The 16,391-nt window shown below is 57.4% G+C and carries 15 protein-coding genes; 7 read left to right on the top strand and 8 right to left on the bottom strand.

The genetic code is table 11. The features are described from left to right. Window positions 1-8: 8 nt before the first annotated feature. On the top strand, window positions 9-1,541 hold the full coding sequence (locus tag ACTG27_RS15610) for an McrB family protein (protein ID WP_439979930.1): 1,533 nt from the start codon (window positions 9-11) through the stop codon (window positions 1,539-1,541). Further along, window positions 1,538-2,869, top strand: coding sequence for an McrC family protein (locus ACTG27_RS15605; RefSeq protein WP_236342118.1), 1,332 nt, complete (start codon window positions 1,538-1,540; stop codon window positions 2,867-2,869). The genes ACTG27_RS15610 and ACTG27_RS15605 overlap by 4 nt, the downstream gene beginning before the upstream one ends. On the opposite strand, the gene ACTG27_RS15600 is transcribed toward ACTG27_RS15605, so the two are convergent. Further along, window positions 2,866-3,861, bottom strand: coding sequence for a helix-turn-helix transcriptional regulator (locus ACTG27_RS15600; protein ID WP_439979929.1), 996 nt, complete (start codon window positions 3,859-3,861; stop codon window positions 2,866-2,868). The genes ACTG27_RS15605 and ACTG27_RS15600 overlap by 4 nt on opposite strands. 439 nt (window positions 3,862-4,300) lie before the next feature. Between ACTG27_RS15600 and ACTG27_RS15595 the strand changes: the two genes are divergently transcribed. Together ACTG27_RS15595 and ACTG27_RS15590 are read left to right on the top strand one after the other, a co-directional pair. Then, window positions 4,301-4,891 carry a hypothetical protein gene (locus ACTG27_RS15595; RefSeq protein WP_160882413.1) on the top strand — a complete coding sequence of 197 codons (591 nt, stop codon included), beginning with the start codon at window positions 4,301-4,303 and terminating at the stop codon, window positions 4,889-4,891. Further along, window positions 4,878-5,786, top strand: coding sequence for a tetratricopeptide repeat protein (locus ACTG27_RS15590; RefSeq protein WP_439979928.1), 909 nt, complete (start codon window positions 4,878-4,880; stop codon window positions 5,784-5,786). Before ACTG27_RS15595 ends, ACTG27_RS15590 begins: the two co-directional genes overlap by 14 nt. Window positions 5,787-5,912: 126 nt before the next feature. On the opposite strand, the gene ACTG27_RS15585 is transcribed toward ACTG27_RS15590, so the two are convergent. After that, window positions 5,913-6,365 (bottom strand): HPP family protein, encoded by a 453-nt coding sequence (locus ACTG27_RS15585; RefSeq protein ID WP_076492734.1) that lies wholly within the window; start codon window positions 6,363-6,365, stop codon window positions 5,913-5,915. A 76-nt stretch (window positions 6,366-6,441) separates the two neighbouring features. Here ACTG27_RS15585 and ACTG27_RS15580 point away from each other — a divergent pair, with 76 nt between their 5' ends. Both ACTG27_RS15580 and ompA read left to right on the top strand, forming a co-directional pair. After that, a complete protein-coding gene (locus tag ACTG27_RS15580) occupies window positions 6,442-7,008 on the top strand; it encodes a TetR/AcrR family transcriptional regulator (protein WP_076492654.1) in 567 nt (188 codons plus the stop codon). Between the two features lie 125 nt (window positions 7,009-7,133). Further along, window positions 7,134-8,228, top strand: coding sequence for a porin OmpA (ompA, locus tag ACTG27_RS15575; protein WP_100647095.1), 1,095 nt, complete (start codon window positions 7,134-7,136; stop codon window positions 8,226-8,228). Between the two features lie 79 nt (window positions 8,229-8,307). Here the strand turns inward: ompA and ACTG27_RS15570 are convergent, their stop codons facing one another. The 6 genes from ACTG27_RS15570 to ACTG27_RS15545 all read right to left on the bottom strand — a co-directional run bounded on the left by ACTG27_RS15570 (window position 8,308) and on the right by ACTG27_RS15545 (window position 14,819). Further along, window positions 8,308-9,417: a YeeE/YedE thiosulfate transporter family protein gene (locus tag ACTG27_RS15570; RefSeq protein ID WP_439979926.1), complete on the bottom strand. Its 1,110-nt coding sequence runs from the start codon at window positions 9,415-9,417 to the stop codon at window positions 8,308-8,310. A gap of 122 nt (window positions 9,418-9,539) precedes the next feature. After that, window positions 9,540-11,156 carry a methyl-accepting chemotaxis protein gene (locus ACTG27_RS15565; RefSeq protein ID WP_439979925.1) on the bottom strand — a complete coding sequence of 539 codons (1,617 nt, stop codon included), beginning with the start codon at window positions 11,154-11,156 and terminating at the stop codon, window positions 9,540-9,542. A gap of 180 nt (window positions 11,157-11,336) precedes the next feature. Then, window positions 11,337-12,233 (bottom strand): EamA family transporter RarD, encoded by an 897-nt coding sequence (gene rarD / locus ACTG27_RS15560; protein ID WP_439979924.1) that lies wholly within the window; start codon window positions 12,231-12,233, stop codon window positions 11,337-11,339. Window positions 12,234-12,358: 125 nt separating this feature from the next. Continuing rightward, window positions 12,359-12,529, bottom strand: coding sequence for a hypothetical protein (locus ACTG27_RS15555; protein WP_005341999.1), 171 nt, complete (start codon window positions 12,527-12,529; stop codon window positions 12,359-12,361). 126 nt (window positions 12,530-12,655) lie between these two features. Then, window positions 12,656-14,152 carry an aldehyde dehydrogenase gene (locus tag ACTG27_RS15550; RefSeq protein WP_042079772.1) on the bottom strand — a complete coding sequence of 499 codons (1,497 nt, stop codon included), beginning with the start codon at window positions 14,150-14,152 and terminating at the stop codon, window positions 12,656-12,658. Between the two features lie 124 nt (window positions 14,153-14,276). Further along, on the bottom strand, window positions 14,277-14,819 hold the full coding sequence (locus tag ACTG27_RS15545; RefSeq protein ID WP_005339643.1) for a cupin domain-containing protein: 543 nt from the start codon (window positions 14,817-14,819) through the stop codon (window positions 14,277-14,279). A 186-nt stretch (window positions 14,820-15,005) separates the two neighbouring features. On the opposite strand from ACTG27_RS15545, the gene ACTG27_RS15540 reads away from it, so the two are divergent. Further along, the gene (locus tag ACTG27_RS15540; RefSeq protein WP_064337567.1) at window positions 15,006-16,337 is read left to right on the top strand and encodes an aspartate aminotransferase family protein; all 1,332 of its coding nucleotides are present in this window, start codon (window positions 15,006-15,008) and stop codon (window positions 16,335-16,337) included. Window positions 16,338-16,391 lie beyond the last annotated feature (54 nt).

The raw sequence follows: 16,391 nt of genomic DNA, 5'->3' as shown, positions 1-16,391 counted from the left end.
GAATTCATATGAAAGTTGAAGATATTTTAACCAACAACAGATTGGAAAAGCTATATCGGCAATGGCCAGAGGTTACCAAGAAACTATTTTCAGACTTTATTGATATCTTTGACGCTATTTTTCCGGTCTATGATGCTTTTGCTGTTAATAGTCCATCGACCCCTCTCCGATTTGGGGTGAAAGAGCCGAGTCTAAACCAAAAAGGAAAAGTCTTAGTTCGGGTTATATTTAAAAGTCGCACCTTTGGGATAAAAGTAAATAAAAGCGTATGTTCATCTTTTATTCCCAGCTTCGAACAGATGAGAGAAGTGAATGGAAAGTTAATTGTTGATGCTATCAGTGACGAAAGCACGTTGAAACATGTTTCAGCGTTTCTTCGCCAGCTGTGTCAAACGACAGATTTTATTTTCCCGTCAGGTCGCAAAGGATATGTGCCATCCGACTATCAGGAAAGTGAAGATCCTGATGATGATGTGAACATTGTACCTCAAGGAAAAAGTGGTGTAACACAAGCTATAAATCAGATCCTATTTGGTCCGCCAGGGACCGGCAAAACCTATAACACAGTGACAGAGGCACTCAATATTATTGAGCACGACTTTACCGACCACAATCACGATGATCGCGATGAATTGCAGGACCGATTTGGTGAATTGGTCGCTGAGCAGCGCATCCGGTTTGTCACCTTCCACCAAAGTTTCAGCTACGAAGATTTTATCGAAGGCATCAAGGCGGAGAGCCAGGATGGCGTATTGCACTACCGGGTGGTCGATGGCCTGTTCAAGCAGATCTGCCAGCGGGCAGAAGCGGATCCCGAAAATCCCTATGTGCTGATTATCGACGAGATCAATCGGGGCAATATTTCCCGTATATTTGGTGAGTTGATTACTCTGCTGGAGCCTGCCAAGCGCCTGGGGGCCGAAGAGGAGCTTAAAGTGGTTCTCCCCTACTCGAAGAAGCCTTTTGGCGTGCCCAACAACCTCTATCTGATCGGTACCATGAATACGGCAGATCGCTCGCTGGCTGGCTTAGATTTGGCGTTGCGTCGCCGCTTCTTCTTTAAAGAGATGCCGCCCCGTCCCGACTTGCTCGACAACTTGTATGTAGAGGGGATCCAGATCGGTAAATTGCTGCGGACCATCAACCGTCGCATTACTGCCTTGCTGGGCCGTGACTATTGTCTGGGACACGCCCTCTTTATGCCGCTGCAAAAGGATCCTGACCTGCAACACCTGGGGCGGATTTTCCAAAAACAGGTGCTGCCCTTGCTGCAGGAGTACTTCTTCGAGGATTGGCAAAAGATAGCCCTGGTGCTGAATGACCATCGCAAGTCCAAGGGTGACCGTTTTGTGACTCAGGATGATGATCTCGATCTGCAGAAGCTATTCGGTGAAGAGGCTGAACTGGGCTACTTGCCCGCCGGCTGGAAGATTAAACCGGAAGGTGATGTAGTCTGGTTTCAAGCGGGCGCTTATATGGGCATTACGGCTCACAACTGGCGCAAGGTTGAGCAATCGGCAGAGGTGGGGAGCGCGCAGTGAAAGGTCACGTCATCGTCCGTGAATACGCTCGTCTGACCTGTGAGCCGCTGGATACGCCTTCACTGGACCGCGCCCATATTAGCCGCTCGGCGTTTATGTGGTTGTGCGAGCTGGCGGGACAATTTAGCAAGCAGGGGGCGCCCATGCTCCATCTGGATGGGCGTCAGTGGCTTCGTCTCGACAACTATGTGGGTGTGTTGGAGTCACCCTGTGGCCAGATCATCGAGATCCTGCCCAAGACCCATGATGCGGCGCCGGATGAAAATATGGCGAGCGAGGTAAGCCGTAGCCGACGCATGCTCAAGAAGATGCTGGCCAGCGCGATGGATCTTCCTCTGCGCGAGGCAGAAGAGGCCGGTCTCGAGCTGGGTGAAGGTTCCTTGAGCGAGTGGGTGATGGGGCGATTTCTCTCCGAGCTGGAGCATCTGGTCAGGCACGGGCTGCGCTTTGATTATGTGCAGGTCGAAGAGGAGGCACCATTTCTGCGTGGGCAACTGGATATGGCGAGGCAACTGCGCCAACCCGCCGGGCGACAGCATAAATTCCGGATCCGCCACGACCTGTTCCAACCAGAGAGCGCAGAGCACAGATTGATCCGCCTTGCGCTCGATCTGGTCTGCAAAGCAACCAGAGTGGCGCATAGCTGGCGGTTGTCCTACGAGTTACAAGGCATGCTCCATGAGTTGCAGCCATCCCGCGAAATAGAGCGAGATCTGCGAGCCTGGCGCACCGACCGCTTGATGGCTCGTTATCAAGCCATCAAGCCCTGGTGCGAATTGATTCTGCAGCGACAGATGCCTATGGCGCTCCACGGGCAGTGGCGAGGACTCAGCCTGCTCTATCCCATGGAGCGACTATTTGAGGCTTATGTTGCTCGCCAACTGAGGCGTCAGCTCCCCTCAGGTCTTGGCCTGAAAACTCAATCGAGCGCTGAATATCTTTGCCACTATGGTCAACTGGGTCATGCTGAGGGAGCCATGTTCCAGCTCAAGCCGGATTTGCTGCTTGAAGGGCACGCCAGTCTGCGGGTTATGGATACCAAGTGGAAACGGCTCGAGCAGGATAATCGTCGAGACAAGTTCGGCCTTGGCCAGCAAGATTTTTATCAAATGCTGGCCTATGGGCAGACCTATCAGAAAGGGGTGGGAGATATGCTCCTTATTTACCCCAAATGGCGTGGGCTGAACCGGGTCATTGGACCATTCTTGCTGGCGAATGCGGCCAGGCAGCCTTTGCGGCTTTGGGCCGTACCGTTTGACCTGGATTCCGGGCAGATGCACCTTCCCGATGAGATAAGTTGGTCGTCACAGCGTCCAGTGGCCAGCTAGCAGTGTGCAGAATAATTGGCCAGCCCTTTACGCAGGCTGGCCAGCATGGTGTCGCGCAAGTCGGGCGGAGATATCACCTCGCTGATATCGGCAATAGACATCAGCCACCAGCGCAACTCTTCCGTGTCATTGACGGTGGCATGGATGATGAAATGGTATGAGCCGTCTGGTTCGATGCGCTGGTTTTCACTTAGCCAGCTCTCTTGCAGGTGATACCCCTTGATATAATCAACTCGCAATGCCAGCTCAATGCTGCGATGGCGGGCGAAGGCCAGGTTCCCCTTGGCCAGATAGTCGGTAAGACTAAATCCTGGGGGCGTGGTGACTGGCTTATCAATGATCTCGATCCGGGTTGCTCTATGGAGGGCAAAGTTTCGATATTCCCCGTTATCTACCAGCGTTGCGATGAGATAGAGGGTTGACCCCTTGGTTACCAAGGCAAGAGGATTAACCAGATAATGCTTGGCCGCGTTTGGCGGGCGGGGGGTATATTCGATATCGATAACCCGCTTTTCCAGCAGCGCCTGTTCGACACCTTCGAGCACAAGTGTATTCACTTTGGGTGGACATAACTGAAAACCTGCCGGATGGGAGGCAATGCAGTTGGGCCACATCGCCAGCTTCTCGTGGGAATTGGCGAGCCGCTGTTCCGCTTGGGCAAAGAAATCGGCCAGATTACCTTGTAACTGGCGTGGCAACAGCCCCTGCAGGTGTTGCTTGGCCATACAAAGTGCCAAGGCTGTACTGGGTGTCATATCCAGCCAACCTTTACTGCCTTGTTTGCGTGACCAGCGATACGGACGCACTGTCTCATCGCTGAGGATGCTATGACGGCAGCTCAGGCTCTCTAGGTCGCGCTGCACTTTGCGCAGGGTGACATCAAAGCCATCGCGCTCCAGTTTGAGTACGATTTCTGTCGTAGAAATTGATTGGGGTTCGTAAGGCAGATAGCTAAGGATAGCGAAATGGCGTTGGGTCTGGATATCGGACATGGCAATGGAGTCAGAGCCTATTGAAGAGGGGGCATACTAGCCCCCGGCTTTAGTCTGACTCAAGTGACACGTTGATATTTTCTGAACCAGAGCCAAGTTTGTTGCCAGAACAAGCTGTTGTTAGGTCTGATGTCATTTAACTCTTACGATTCCACCACGATGATCGACCTGAATGCGCACCAATTTTCGGCAATTGCGACACTGGCCGACACCGGTACCATTACGTGCTACGGAGGTGGAAACTGTGGTTGTCGTACCACAATGTGGGCAGAGGATGGTGAAGTAATGACTCATAGAACTCTCCTGCTAACTTTGTTGCTGTGATGTGTGCAACGTTATAAACGGGAGTTGCGTCACTCAGAGTTGTTGCGGCAAGCGTCACCGGATGACGTCAGTGTGTTATTCAATAACTGCCAGCCGATTAACCCGGAATGCTCCCATGCTGATGTTGATTACCGAGTCGCCGCCAATAGGTGTTGAGCCTGAAGGCATCCTTTATCGCACCCCGGATGAGTTGGCACATACAGATGCCAATACCCCTGTTGCTGTAGTGATTGACCTAGCTTCTCCCTCTCTCGCCTTTTTGGAATGGGTGGCAAACCGCACCAGGATTACTATCTGGTTATCCCCCTCGTTTCTGCCCCCGGAACACCAGTCACAGCTACATGCTCCTGGGCTTGATGGGGTGGCTGTTATCAATTGGTTGTATGGCTGGATGGCACCGGATGATTACTTGCAACCAGATCAATGTCATGAGGTTCAGACATTATTGCAGTCTCATCGTTATGGTTGGTTGTTGGCGCAGAATGATTTGCCGCGCCATGCCGCGTCTCTGCAAGGAATTGATTACTCACTGAAGATTGCTTCAGAGGAGGAATGCATAGGGATGACGTTAGAGGGTTTTGAGAGCCAGTATCAGGAACTTAAAGCAATGCTGGCACCCAAGGTGTTACACAATGCCCTGTTTAACTACTTACCGCAGGAAAGTTGCTTATTGCTGTCGAGGCATCCACGTCATGTCTTGCTCTGATAAAGCTAAAAAGCGGCGATTGGCGAGACTATGCAATCTCGGGATTGAATTCTATTACGGGGTCGGGTCGTCATTTGAGCGTAAACAGATCGATAAAAACCACGCTCGCCAATTGTGGCTACAGGGGGCGAGCGAAGGCTGTGCCGATGCCATGAATATGTTGGCGGGCACCAGTGAACACCCGATGGAAGGCCGCTACTGGTATGAGGCCGCTGCGCGGCAGGGAAGCGTAATCGCTATGTGTGCCCTGGGCGATATCCACTCTCTGGCGGGAGAGTGGGAGCAGGCAAACGCCTGTTTTCTGCAGGCAGCACAATTCGGGTCAGATAGTGCGATGTATTCTCTGGCTTTCAACATCCAGCATGGGCGGGGGTACCGTCAGGATGAGAAGTTGGCGATGTATTGGTATCGCCGGGCGGCAACCAAGGGGCATACATGGGCTATCTACTGCCTTGCCAGATTGCTTGAGTCCGGATCGCCGACAGAGCAGAAGGCATCTCGTGAATGGCTCAAGAAAGGTGTTAGTTTGCGGCATAAGGCGAGTGTCATGTGTTTTGCTTTACTGGAAGCCAAGAAGGGTAAGCGGGGGATGCAATGGTTAGAGATGGCATGTGTGATGCGGCATGTAACGGCAATTTCCTGGCTGGTTCGAGAAGTTGAGCAGGGAAGGCTTGCCCTAAGGGGGGACGTGACTTGCTGCCAGCTACGTACCTTGATTAGCGAGCTTTCATCCTTGCCTGATGACCTGTTGCCTGAAGAGCGATGTTTCTTGCCCTCAGATTATTGGGCCGAGATCACCCCCATGATTGATGAACAGTTGCCAGCTTGGCCGTTGGTACAAAACAGACCACTTTCCATACACCTGCCGCTCTCAAGCTGTTGGATGAAGATATAGTTAGCGACTACCTGCGTGAACTTGGTTGCGTTTGGAAAGAGGTGTACGACGCCCCTGCCTACCGGCTGTTTCTGGCCAGTTGATGCTGCGATGAGGAGAGAGGGAGGTGTTGGCCTCCCTCTGTTTTTAGGCTGCAATTGGCCACTTCTGTCTGAGCCATTGAAATCCATGAGCCAGCACCATCAGTAGCAGGGTTCCGGGTAGTACCGTTTGCCACAGGAAAGCTGGCTCTTGTCCTGTCATCAGGATCAGCAAGGGATTGGCGCCCGCCGGAGGATGGAGGATATTCAGTCCCTGCATCAGGGCGATGGCCAGCCCGGTTGCCAGCGCCATCTGCACTTCAGCGGGGAGCGGAAGCAGGCCGATAACCAGTCCGACGCAGGCCGTCAGCAGGTGACCGCCCAGCACGTTTTTGGGGCGCGCCAGCGGACTATCTGGCAGGGAAAACAACAACACACAGCTGGCCCCAAAAGGTGCCATGACTAGCGCGACATGCCAGCTCAGATTGAGCCATCCCAATATGCCGATGGTGAGTGCGGCGCCCACACCTGCCCATAACGGGCCATACCATTTTGTCATCATGCTTTCCTCTTGGTTTGCCAGAACTGATTAGGCACATTAGGTAGACAGATCGGTGTACTTCAAGAGGCAAATCATGAGTGAGAAGCGTCAACAACTGGTGGCGACGGCCTACCGTCTGTTCAACCGTCATGGCTTTCATGCCACCGGCATAGATCGCATCTGGACCGAGGCGGGGAGTACCAAGCGTACCCTCTATCGCCACTTCCCGACCAAGGATGCCTTGATTGAGGAGGTGCTGCTCGCTCGTGACCGGGAGTTCTTCGCCCTGCTTGACCAACGGCTGGCCGACGTGACCGGACGCGAAGATCGCCTGCAGGCGCTGTTTGATGGCTTTGCAGAGTGGTTTGGCCGCTCTGATTTCTATGGCTGCAACTTTATCAACGCCAGCGCCGAGTTTGCCGACCCACGCCATCCGGTGCGCAAGCTGGTGATGGCCCACAAGCAGGCGTTACTGGGCTGGGTGATAAACCAGCTCAACTGTTCTCTGGCACAGGCCACCGAGCTTTGCCTGTTGCTGGAGGGGGCTATCGTGATGGCTCACAGCTATCAGCAGCCACTGGCGCTGGAGCAGGCCAGAATGCTGGCGAAGACCATTTTGACCGACGATACCACGATAATGCAGGCCGCTTCACACTCCTGAGCTGCTGGTCATTTGAGGCTGCGTTCGGATGGGATACCCTGAATAGCGGAGAGGCCGCCTGACGGCTTCACACAGGGAAAGTGCGCACTCAGGCGCCCATAACGACTTATTGCAGAGGCGAAAATATGAATAAATCCATGCTTGCCGTATTGGTCAGTGGTTTGCTGGCGGCCGGAGCCGTGCAGGCCGCCGCTCAGGACAATACCTGGTATGTCGGTGGCAAGGCCGGTTGGTCCAATTACTATGGCGTTGACCACAACCAGTATGCCGAGTCGATTGCCCAGACGTTGGGTAATACCAGCGAGAACACGGATGATCTGGGTCTGGGCCTGTTCGCCGGTTACCAGCTCAACCCCAACCTGGGTTTCGAGCTGGGTTATGACTGGCTTGGCAAATACGACACCACTTCGGGCACTGGCGCCAATACCCTCAAGACCGAAGCCAAGAGCCAGATGATTCAGGCCACCATGAAGATCAGCTTCCCGGCAACGAACGTGCTCGATCTTTATGGCCGACTGGGCGGTGCTTATGCCTGGACGGATAGCGAGATCAGCTTCGCCAATACCAGCGAGACCGGCAAGAAGCATGGCGCCGCCTTCGTTGGTGCGCTGGGTGCCGAATACGCCATCGATCGTGACTGGGCTGCCCGTCTGGAGTACCAGTACACCACGCCGCTGGGAGATGCCTCTCTCGATCGCTCCGGTATCGAGATGGATAACGGCCTGATTTCGTTCGGGATGCTCTATCGCTTCGGTCAGCAAGGTGGCGAGGTCGTAGCACCGGCTCCCGCTCCGGCCGCCGAACCGGCACCTGTAGCCGTGGTTGAGCCCAAGACCTTCAGTCTGAGTTCCGATGTGCTGTTCGAGTTCAACAAGGCGACCCTGAAACCGGCTGCCAATCAGGCGCTCGATGCCCTGTTCAGCCAGATTGTGGCGGCCAATCCGAAAGATGGTGTCGCAACTGTCATCGGTTATACCGACCGCATCGGTTCCGACAACTACAACCTGGCCCTCTCCGAGAAGCGGGCCCAGAGCGTGGCCAGCTATCTGGTATCCAAAGGCTTGTATGCCGACAAGGTACGGGTCGAGGGACGTGGCAAGGCCAATCCGGTCACTGGCAGCAGCTGTGCCAGTCGCTCCAAGCAGGAGCTGATCGCCTGTCTGGCACCGGATCGCCGGGTGGAAATCCATCTGGAAGGGGTTTCCCAGCCTGTCCAATAAGCAGAGCGACGGGAGCAATAAATGTAAAAACGGGAGGCTTGGCCTCCCGTTTCTTATGGGGTGTTTACGATGTTGAGCCTCAGAGCCCGAACAGCGGCCGCAGGCGAATGCCGATCAAGCTGCCAGCGAGGGCCATCAACATCCAGACCCAGCCGTGCAGGCTGCCGGAGGCGGTGCCATCGAAGAAGCCGCCGAGGTTGCAGGCGGCGTACATGGCACCCATCCCCATCAGCAGACCGCCGATGATGGAGGCCAGGCTGTTGCCGAGTCGCATCGGGGCGAAGTTGCCGCCACCGCTGATGCAACGAGCCAGCATGGCCCCCAGAATGCCGAGCCAGAACATGCCGACCATGGGATTGATGAAGAGTGGCTGGGCCAGCTTGGGGTTGCCCTCGAACAGGCCGAACAGAGAGGCGCAGCGCAGCGCCATGTCATAGACGGCGCCGGTGATGGTCCAGGCCGAGCCGTGCAGAGCGACCACGGACGAGTTGAGCAGAGCTATGATGATGCCGCCGGTCAGCACGGTAAAGCGGCCATCGCGCCAGAACAGATTGCCGCCGCTGAAGAGGGGCTTGAGCTCGCCGGTACGCTTGAGTTCGCTCTTGCGAAACAGCAGAAACAGCGCGGCGACCAGCGCCAAGTTGAGCAGCATGCCGCTCCAGATATTGCCGGTCAGATCCCGGGCCAATACCACATGGCTGGAGAAGGTGGCCTCCAGTTCGGGGCGGAACTGGTTGCTGATAAGGGTGCCGATGCCGTAGCAGATCAGCACCAGCCAGAAGCGGGGTTGTCCCTCGCCGCAGCAATAAAGAGTGCCGGTGGCACAGACGCCTGCCAGCTGCATACCGATGCCGAACAGGAAGGCACCGACGATGAAGGGAATGCCGATAGCCATCACGTTACCCACCATGGCATCGCCAAACAGGGCGTGGCTAAAAGAGAGGAAGGTGGTGAACAGCAGAATTTCGATAGCGATGGTGAGCAGGTGAACCCGCACATAGTAACTGTTGCGCTTGGTCAGCATTTCGCGCCAACCGAAGACGATGCCGAAGCGGCTGAAGGAGAGGGTGAAGCCGAAGCCGAATCCGATCAGGGCCATCAGAGCCCATTTCATACCAAAGGTGTTGCCAAGCCAGAGTAACGCTCCCCCCGCGATTGCCACGATGGGGAGCGACCATTTTCGATTCATGTCTGTTGATCCTTGCAGTTGGTTTTCAGAGGGGCGGATCCTATTCCCTCGTGGAGTCCAATGCTACCCATTTAGTCAATGCAGAGAAAAAGGGGGGTGCTGACTCCCGTCAGCGCCGGGGATCAATGGTGGGTGGTGTCGAGATGGAAGTGGTGAGTCTGCCTGGTCAGGATGCGGGCGTGCTGGGCGACCATGGTCGCCTCTTCGGCGGCGTGGCTGGCGCTCTGATTGACTTCGGCCGCCAACCGCGACATCTCGCCGACCTGATGGTGGATCCCCTGCACCAGCCGGGTCTCATCGCTCATCAGCTGATCGACCTGAGCGATGCGCTGGTTGATCTCCTCGCAGCTCTGCGCGATCCGGGCGACGCTCTGGCGCGCTGTCATCGTGTGAGTGACTGCTTGTTCGACCCGTGCCAGTTCGGTATCCATCTCGCTGGCGGCGCGCAGACTGACATCCTGGATCTTGCCGATGATGGTGTTGATCTCGGTGGTGGCGCTGCCGGTGCGGGTCGCCAGCGAGCGCACTTCATCGGCCACCACGGCAAAACCGCGTCCCTGTTCACCTGCCCGTGCCGCTTCAATGGCAGCGTTCAGCGCCAGCAGATTCGTCTGCTCCGCAATATCGTGAATGGCGCCCGCCAGCCCGGCAATCTGCTGCGAGAGGCCGGCCAGATCCGAAATGGTATGGGAGACCTGCTTCACTCCCGTGACTTGCTCCCCGATCACCTGTTCCACTGTGTGGATGGCGAGTGTCGCCTCTTGTGCCCGCTCTGCTGACTGCAGGGTTTGCTCCCCTACCTGATGCAGCTGGCTACCCGCCTGTTCAATGGAGTGGGTGAGCTGTTCGATGGCCTGTTCGATATGGTGGGCCGCCCCGACCTGCGCCTGACTGTCATCGGTGTGCCGTTGTGCCATGGCGGTCAGGCTGGTGGCGCGATCATCCAGCGTACTGGCGCTGCGCTGCAGTGACTCCACCAGGGTTGCCAGCTGGTCACGCATGGCCCCGATCTGGCGGATCAGCTCGCCGATGGCATCGAGGCCCGGCTCCGGCATGGGGCGGTTCAACTCCCCTTCGGCGATGGCGGCGGTCGCCTTGCCAGCGGCCAGCAGCCGCTGTTGGGTGGGGCGTCCCAGCCAGAAGATGAGTCCGGCCCCCAGCAGTGCGGCGCACAACAGCAGGCCGTAGCAGAGTCGGGTGGTGTTGGCGAGATGGGCCATCTGCTCGGCGGCATACTGGTTACCGCGGATGACGGTGGCGTCCACCCCTAGCCGGTGGGCGTTATAGAGGGTGTGCAGGCGCGCCGCAATCGCGCCCGCCTGCGCCAGATCCGCCTTGATGGCGGGGACAAACTTGTCGTTGAGCAACTGCCAGAACAGCTCCCCCTGCACTTTTTGCTCCCCCAGCAGCAGCTCCCTGAGGGGCTCGTTCAGGCTGCTCTCTTGCCAGAAACGGTTACGGCTCTCGAACTCTTGCTGCAGTCGGGCGAGGGTTTGCAGCAGGGCCTCCCGCTCCTCCGGTTTGGCATGGAGCAGGGTGTAGACCTGCAACTGGGATTCGATAAGGTAGAGAGGCGGCGGCAGAATATCGGCTACCACATCCTTCCCCTGTCCCATCTGATCGGCTGCGCTCCGGACCGAGTAAAGCCCGAAAAAGCTGATGGAGATCAGCGTGATAATGACCATGATCCCCAGAACCTGACCAAAAAGCAGGGATCTGTCGTGAATGTGCTTGAGCATGTTGCCTCCATTCGGCTCCGTTCATGGATAGCATAGCTCTCTGGCGGGATAGTGAGACTCGGGTGTGGTCTGTTGATGGTCAGTCGGCTCTGGAGAAGGAGAAGTCGCAGTCAGAAGGCCGCTGGTGGCACGAAAAATAACCCCGGCTGATGAGCCGGGGTCGCTGGTGGTGAGGCTGTGTCAGGTCCGGCTTGGCGCGGCTTTGCCGCTGCGCAGCCCATCCAGACTGAACAGCACCAGCGCACTCCAGATGCAGGCAAAGGTGAGCAGTTTGTCCATCGCCAGCGCTTCCCCATAGAGGGTGACCGCGAGGATGAACATCAGGCTGGGGCCTATGTACTGGAAGAAGCCCAGGGTGGAGAGCTTGAGCCGGGTCGCGGCGGCGGTGAAGCAAAGCAGGGGGGCCGTGGTGACGGCGCCTGCGGCGATCAGCAGCAGGTTGAGGTGCCAGTCATTCTGGGTGAGATGGCTGGTGGGGCTGTCGGCAAAGCCCCACAGATAGATGGCCGCTGGCGGCAGCATGATCATGGTTTCGATCAGCAGACCGGTGAGGGCATCGAGGGCCAGTTTTTTGCGCACCAGCCCATAGATGGCAAAGCTCGACGCCAGCACCAGCGCAATCCAGGGCAAGGAGCCAAAGGCGATAAGCTGGATCGCCACCCCGGCAAAGGCCAGCGCCACGGCCCACCACTGCAGGCGGCGTAGCTTCTCGCTCAGAAACACCATCCCCAGCAGCACGTTGAACAGCGGGTTGATGTAGTAGCCGAGGCTGGCATCCAGCATATGGCCGTTGTTGATGGCCCAGATGAACAGCAACCAGTTGCCGCCGACGGTGACCGAGGTAAACGCCAGGGTGAGCAACACTTTTGGCTGGCGCAGCACCGCCTGCACCTTGTGCCGCTGGCGCCCTGCCAGGGTCAGTACCATCAGCAGCACGCAGGACCAGATCATCCGGTGGGTCAGGATCTCAGCGGCCGGAACGGCAGAGATGGTCTTGAAATAGATGGGGGCTATGCCCCAAAGGGTATAGGCGCACAGGGCGTAGATGACGCCCTGACGCTGGATCTGTTGCGGCATGCGGATGACCTTTACTGAAGCGTTGAATGCGGGAAAACATCGCAAAAAATCAGTGTAGCGATCCTTTTGCGGGGACAGAAGCGAATAAACGAAGTTTGAGGGAAAGGAGGTGTGTTGCTGGCCGGTCAGCCTTTACCACGGCGGATCTTGTCGACGTCCATCAACAGCCACAACATCAGGGCGATGGCGGAGATCCAGGGGCCCCAGGTCACGTAGGCCTCGCCGTGCCCCAGCACGAAGAACAGCAGGGGCAAACCGATCACCAGAAAAAGTACGCTTCCCAGAAAAAATAGCATTTTTGTCTTTATATTTAACATGTTGGCTTTTTTATCATTATAAGGATTGAGCCCGGTGATGGAAGGCCAAAAATGCAAAAGGGGGATTTCTCCCCCTTTTTGATCCGATAGTGCTGCTTTGTCGTGTTATTCCAGCTGAATCCAGGTGCTTTTCAGCTCGGTGTACTTCTCCAGCGCATGAAGTGACTTGTCGCGACCGTTGCCGGACTGTTTGAAGCCGCCAAACGGCATGGTCATGTCACCACCGTCCCAGTTGTTGACGAACACGGTACCGGCGCGCAGGGCGCGGGAGCCCTTCACCGCCTTGTTGAGATCCGCCGTCCAGATCGCCGCGGCCAGGCCGTAGTCGGTGTCGTTGCCCAGCGCAATGGCCTCTTCCAGCGTATCGAAGCCGGTCACTGCCAGCACAGGGCCGAAGATCTCCTCGCGGAAGATGCGCATCTGCGGGGTCACGTCGTCGAAAATGGTGGGTTCGATATAGAAGCCGCCACTCTCCATATTGGTGCGGTTGCCGCCCAGCAGCAGCTTGGCTCCCTCCTGCTTGCCAATCTCGATATAGCGCAGCACCTGCTCCATCTGGATGTGATCCACCATGGCGCCGATGCGGGTCGCAGGGTCGAGCGGGTTGGCCGAGATCCACTCGCGGGCATGGGCCAGCAGTCGCTCCATAAATTGCGGTTTGATGCTGTTTTGCACCAGCAGGCGGGAGGCAGCGGTGCATACTTCGCCCTGGTTGTAGAAGATAGCGCCAGCGGCGCTCTTGGCCGCAGCGTCCAGATCCGGCGCATCCGCAAGTATGATGTTGGGGCTCTTGCCGCCGCACTCCATAAAGGCGCGCTTGAGGTTGGACTTGCCGGAGCACTCCACCAGATGTTTACCGATCTTGGTGGAGCCGGTGAAGGTGATGCAATCCACATCCATGTGCATGGCCAGCGCCTCGCCCACGGTGTGGCCAAAGCCCGGCAGCACGTTGAACACGCCGTCCGGAATACCCGCCTCCTTGGCCAGACCTGCGATACGCAGGGCGGTCAGGGGGGATTTTTCGGAAGGCTTGAGAATGACCGAGTTGCCGGTAGCGAGCGCCGGGCCCAGCTTCCAGCAGGCCATCACCAGCGGGAAGTTCCATGGAACGATGGCGGCAACCACCCCGAGCGCTTCGCGGGTCACCAGCGCCAGTGCTGACTCCTCCACCGGGGCGACCTGATCGTAGATCTTGTCGATCGCTTCGGCGTTCCAGGCGATGCAGTTGGCGGCGGCGGGGGCGTCATAGCCCATGGCATCGCCGATGGGTTTGCCCATATCCAGCGACTCCAGCAGCGCCAGCTCAACCTTGTTGAGGCGCATCAGCTCGGCGAAGCGCTGCATGATCTGCTTGCGCTGTTTCGGCGGTAGGCCGCTCCAACGCTTGTCGTTGAAGGCGTCACGTGCAGCCTGTACCGCCAGTTCGGCATCGGCGGCATCGCAGGCTGCCACCTTGGTCAGCAGCTTGCCGTTGGCCGGGTTGATGCAATCGAAGGTGGCGCCATTGACGGCATCCCGATAGCTGCCGTTGATAAAGGCTTGCGAGGGCAGGGTCAGATGGGCGGCCTTGTGTTGCCACTGGGCCAGGGTCAGGTCACTCATGTTCACTCCTTGAACCGGCAAAAGTCAGTTTCCGCGTATCAATATGCTAAACATCCTGCCGCTTGTAAATCCATCCTGTAACAATTCATTAAACATTGCTCCCCCGCCGATGCGCGTCTGAATGTCAGAAACTGGCGGGGGTGTTGGCCGAGATCAGCACGCACTCCTGTTCACCACTATTGCGAAAACGGTGGGGGGTGCGGCTGTCGAAGTAGTAGCCATCCCCGGCGCCCAGCAGGTAGATCTGCTCGCCCACTGTCACTTCAACTTCGCCCTTGATGACGATGCCGCACTCTTCACCCTCGTGGCTCAGCATGTCGTCGCCGGTATCGGCACCCGGTGGCAGTACCTCCTGCAACATGCCGATGGCGCGGTTGGCGCGGCTGTGCCCGACCAGCCGGTAGCTGATGGGATGGGTGCCGAGATCCGGCATATCGGCGGCGCGAAAGATCACTTCGGTGCCCATTTCGGTCTCTTCGGTGAAGAAGCTGGCCAACGACATGGGGATCCCTTCCAGCACCTTGCGCAGGGAGGCGACAGAGGGGCTCACCTGATTTTTCTCGATCTGGGAGATAAATCCGTTGGTCACACCGGAGCGCTTGGCCAGCTCGCGCTGGGAGAGGGCTGCCTTGGTGCGAACCGCCTTGAGGCGGTGACCGATATCCATCTATAGACACTCCTTGACTGTTTACTATTATTAAAATTGTGTTAAATATCTTATACCACCCTGCTGATGCGTCTAGCTAGGGGTGGCACCAGACAGGGCGATAACGGGCCCTTTTTTATGGATTCAGGTGTTTAATTTAATAGGCATTGGCCGACAGTTGCTAAACACCTTAAGGATGAGGTGACCATGAAACCGATCAGCGACATCAATACGCCCTCCGACATGTCCGCCTTCTGGATGCCGTTCACCGCCAACCAGCAGTTCAAGGCGGCGCCGCGTATCCTGAAGTCGGCAGAGGGGATGTATTATCACTCAGAGGATGGCCGCAAGATACTGGATGGCACAGCCGGACTCTGGTGTTGCAACGCGGGCCATGGTCGGCGCGAGATTGCCGAGGCGGTCTCCCAGCAGATTTCCCACCTCGATTTTGCCCCCACTTTCCAGATGGGCCACCCCCTGCCGTTTGAGCTGGCCAACCGGCTAGTGGAGATCGCCCCCAAGGGGTTTGGCCACGTCTTCTATACCAACTCAGGTTCCGAGTCGGTCGATACCGCGCTCAAGATTGCGCTGGCCTGGCAGCGGGCTCGCGGTCAGGGCACCCGCACCCGGCTGATTGGCCGCGAGCGTGGCTATCACGGGGTTGGCTTTGGCGGCATCTCTGTGGGGGGGATTCCCGGCAACCGCAAGTGGTTCGGCTCCCTGCTGACCGGGGTGGATCATCTGCCCCATACCCTCAACATCGCCAAAAACGCCTTCACCAAAGGGCTGCCCGAGGAGGATGTGGCGCTGGCCGACGAGCTGGAGAAGATCGTCTTTCTACACGATGCCAGCAATATCGCGGCGGTGATCGTCGAACCCATCGCTGGCAGTACCGGCGTGCTGATGCCCCCCAAAGGCTACCTCAAGCGGCTGCGGGAGATCTGTACCAAGCATGGCATCCTGCTGATTTTTGACGAGGTGATCACCGGTTTCGGCCGCCTCGGTTCCCCCTTCGCCGCGCAGGAGTTCGATGTCATTCCCGACATGATCACCTGCGCCAAGGGGCTCACCAACGGCGCCATCCCCATGGGGGCGGTGCTGGTGCAGAAGCACATTTATGACGACATGATGGCGGCAGGCAAGGGGGCCATCGAGCTGTTCCACGGCTACACCTACTCCGGCCATCCGGTGGCTGCGGCTGCGGGGCTCGCGACCCTCGAGATCTATCGCAACGAGAACCTGCTCAGCCGCGCCGCCGATCTGGCGGGCTACTGGGAGGAGGCGGCCCATTCGCTGAAGGGCTGCAAGCATGTGAAGGATGTACGCAACTACGGGCTGGTGGCGGGTATCGAGCTGGAATCGATGCCGGATGCACCGGGCAAACGCGCCTACGAGGTGTTCGTGCGCTGCTTCGAGAAGGGGGCATTGATCCGGGTGACCGGCGATATCATCGCCCTGTCGCCACCCCTTATCATCGAGCGCAGTCAGATCGACGATCTCTTCACCCTGCTGCAGGATGCCCTGCAGGCACAACCCTAACCCATTTGATGGCCCCGCACTGGCGGGGCCTTGCGTTGGTTTGCTCAGCGCATT

Origin of the sequence: Aeromonas sp. 97A, from assembly GCF_051919185.1 — a bacterium.
Lineage (GTDB): Bacteria > Pseudomonadota > Gammaproteobacteria > Enterobacterales > Aeromonadaceae > Aeromonas > Aeromonas veronii.
The sequence above is the reverse complement of the archived record's forward strand: the minus strand, read 5'-3'. Positions and strand labels throughout refer to the sequence as shown.

Excerpts from the sequence above, each read along its gene's own strand:
- ACTG27_RS15610 (WP_439979930.1), top strand. The coding sequence starts at position 9 with ATGAAAGTTGAAGATATTTTAACCAACAACAGATTGGAAAAGCTATAT.
- ACTG27_RS15600 (WP_439979929.1), bottom strand. The coding sequence starts at position 3,861 with ATGTCCGATATCCAGACCCAACGCCATTTCGCTATCCTTAGCTATCTG.
- ACTG27_RS15595 (WP_160882413.1), top strand. The coding sequence starts at position 4,301 with ATGCTGATGTTGATTACCGAGTCGCCGCCAATAGGTGTTGAGCCTGAA.
- ACTG27_RS15590 (WP_439979928.1), top strand. The coding sequence starts at position 4,878 with ATGTCTTGCTCTGATAAAGCTAAAAAGCGGCGATTGGCGAGACTATGC.
- ACTG27_RS15585 (WP_076492734.1), bottom strand. The coding sequence starts at position 6,365 with ATGACAAAATGGTATGGCCCGTTATGGGCAGGTGTGGGCGCCGCACTC.
- ACTG27_RS15580 (WP_076492654.1), top strand. The coding sequence starts at position 6,442 with ATGAGTGAGAAGCGTCAACAACTGGTGGCGACGGCCTACCGTCTGTTC.
- ompA (WP_100647095.1), top strand. The coding sequence starts at position 7,134 with ATGAATAAATCCATGCTTGCCGTATTGGTCAGTGGTTTGCTGGCGGCC.
- ACTG27_RS15570 (WP_439979926.1), bottom strand. The coding sequence starts at position 9,417 with ATGAATCGAAAATGGTCGCTCCCCATCGTGGCAATCGCGGGGGGAGCG.
- ACTG27_RS15565 (WP_439979925.1), bottom strand. The coding sequence starts at position 11,156 with ATGCTCAAGCACATTCACGACAGATCCCTGCTTTTTGGTCAGGTTCTG.
- rarD (WP_439979924.1), bottom strand. The coding sequence starts at position 12,233 with ATGCCGCAACAGATCCAGCGTCAGGGCGTCATCTACGCCCTGTGCGCC.
- ACTG27_RS15555 (WP_005341999.1), bottom strand. The coding sequence starts at position 12,529 with ATGCTATTTTTTCTGGGAAGCGTACTTTTTCTGGTGATCGGTTTGCCC.
- ACTG27_RS15550 (WP_042079772.1), bottom strand. The coding sequence starts at position 14,152 with ATGAGTGACCTGACCCTGGCCCAGTGGCAACACAAGGCCGCCCATCTG.
- ACTG27_RS15545 (WP_005339643.1), bottom strand. The coding sequence starts at position 14,819 with ATGGATATCGGTCACCGCCTCAAGGCGGTTCGCACCAAGGCAGCCCTC.
- ACTG27_RS15540 (WP_064337567.1), top strand. The coding sequence starts at position 15,006 with ATGAAACCGATCAGCGACATCAATACGCCCTCCGACATGTCCGCCTTC.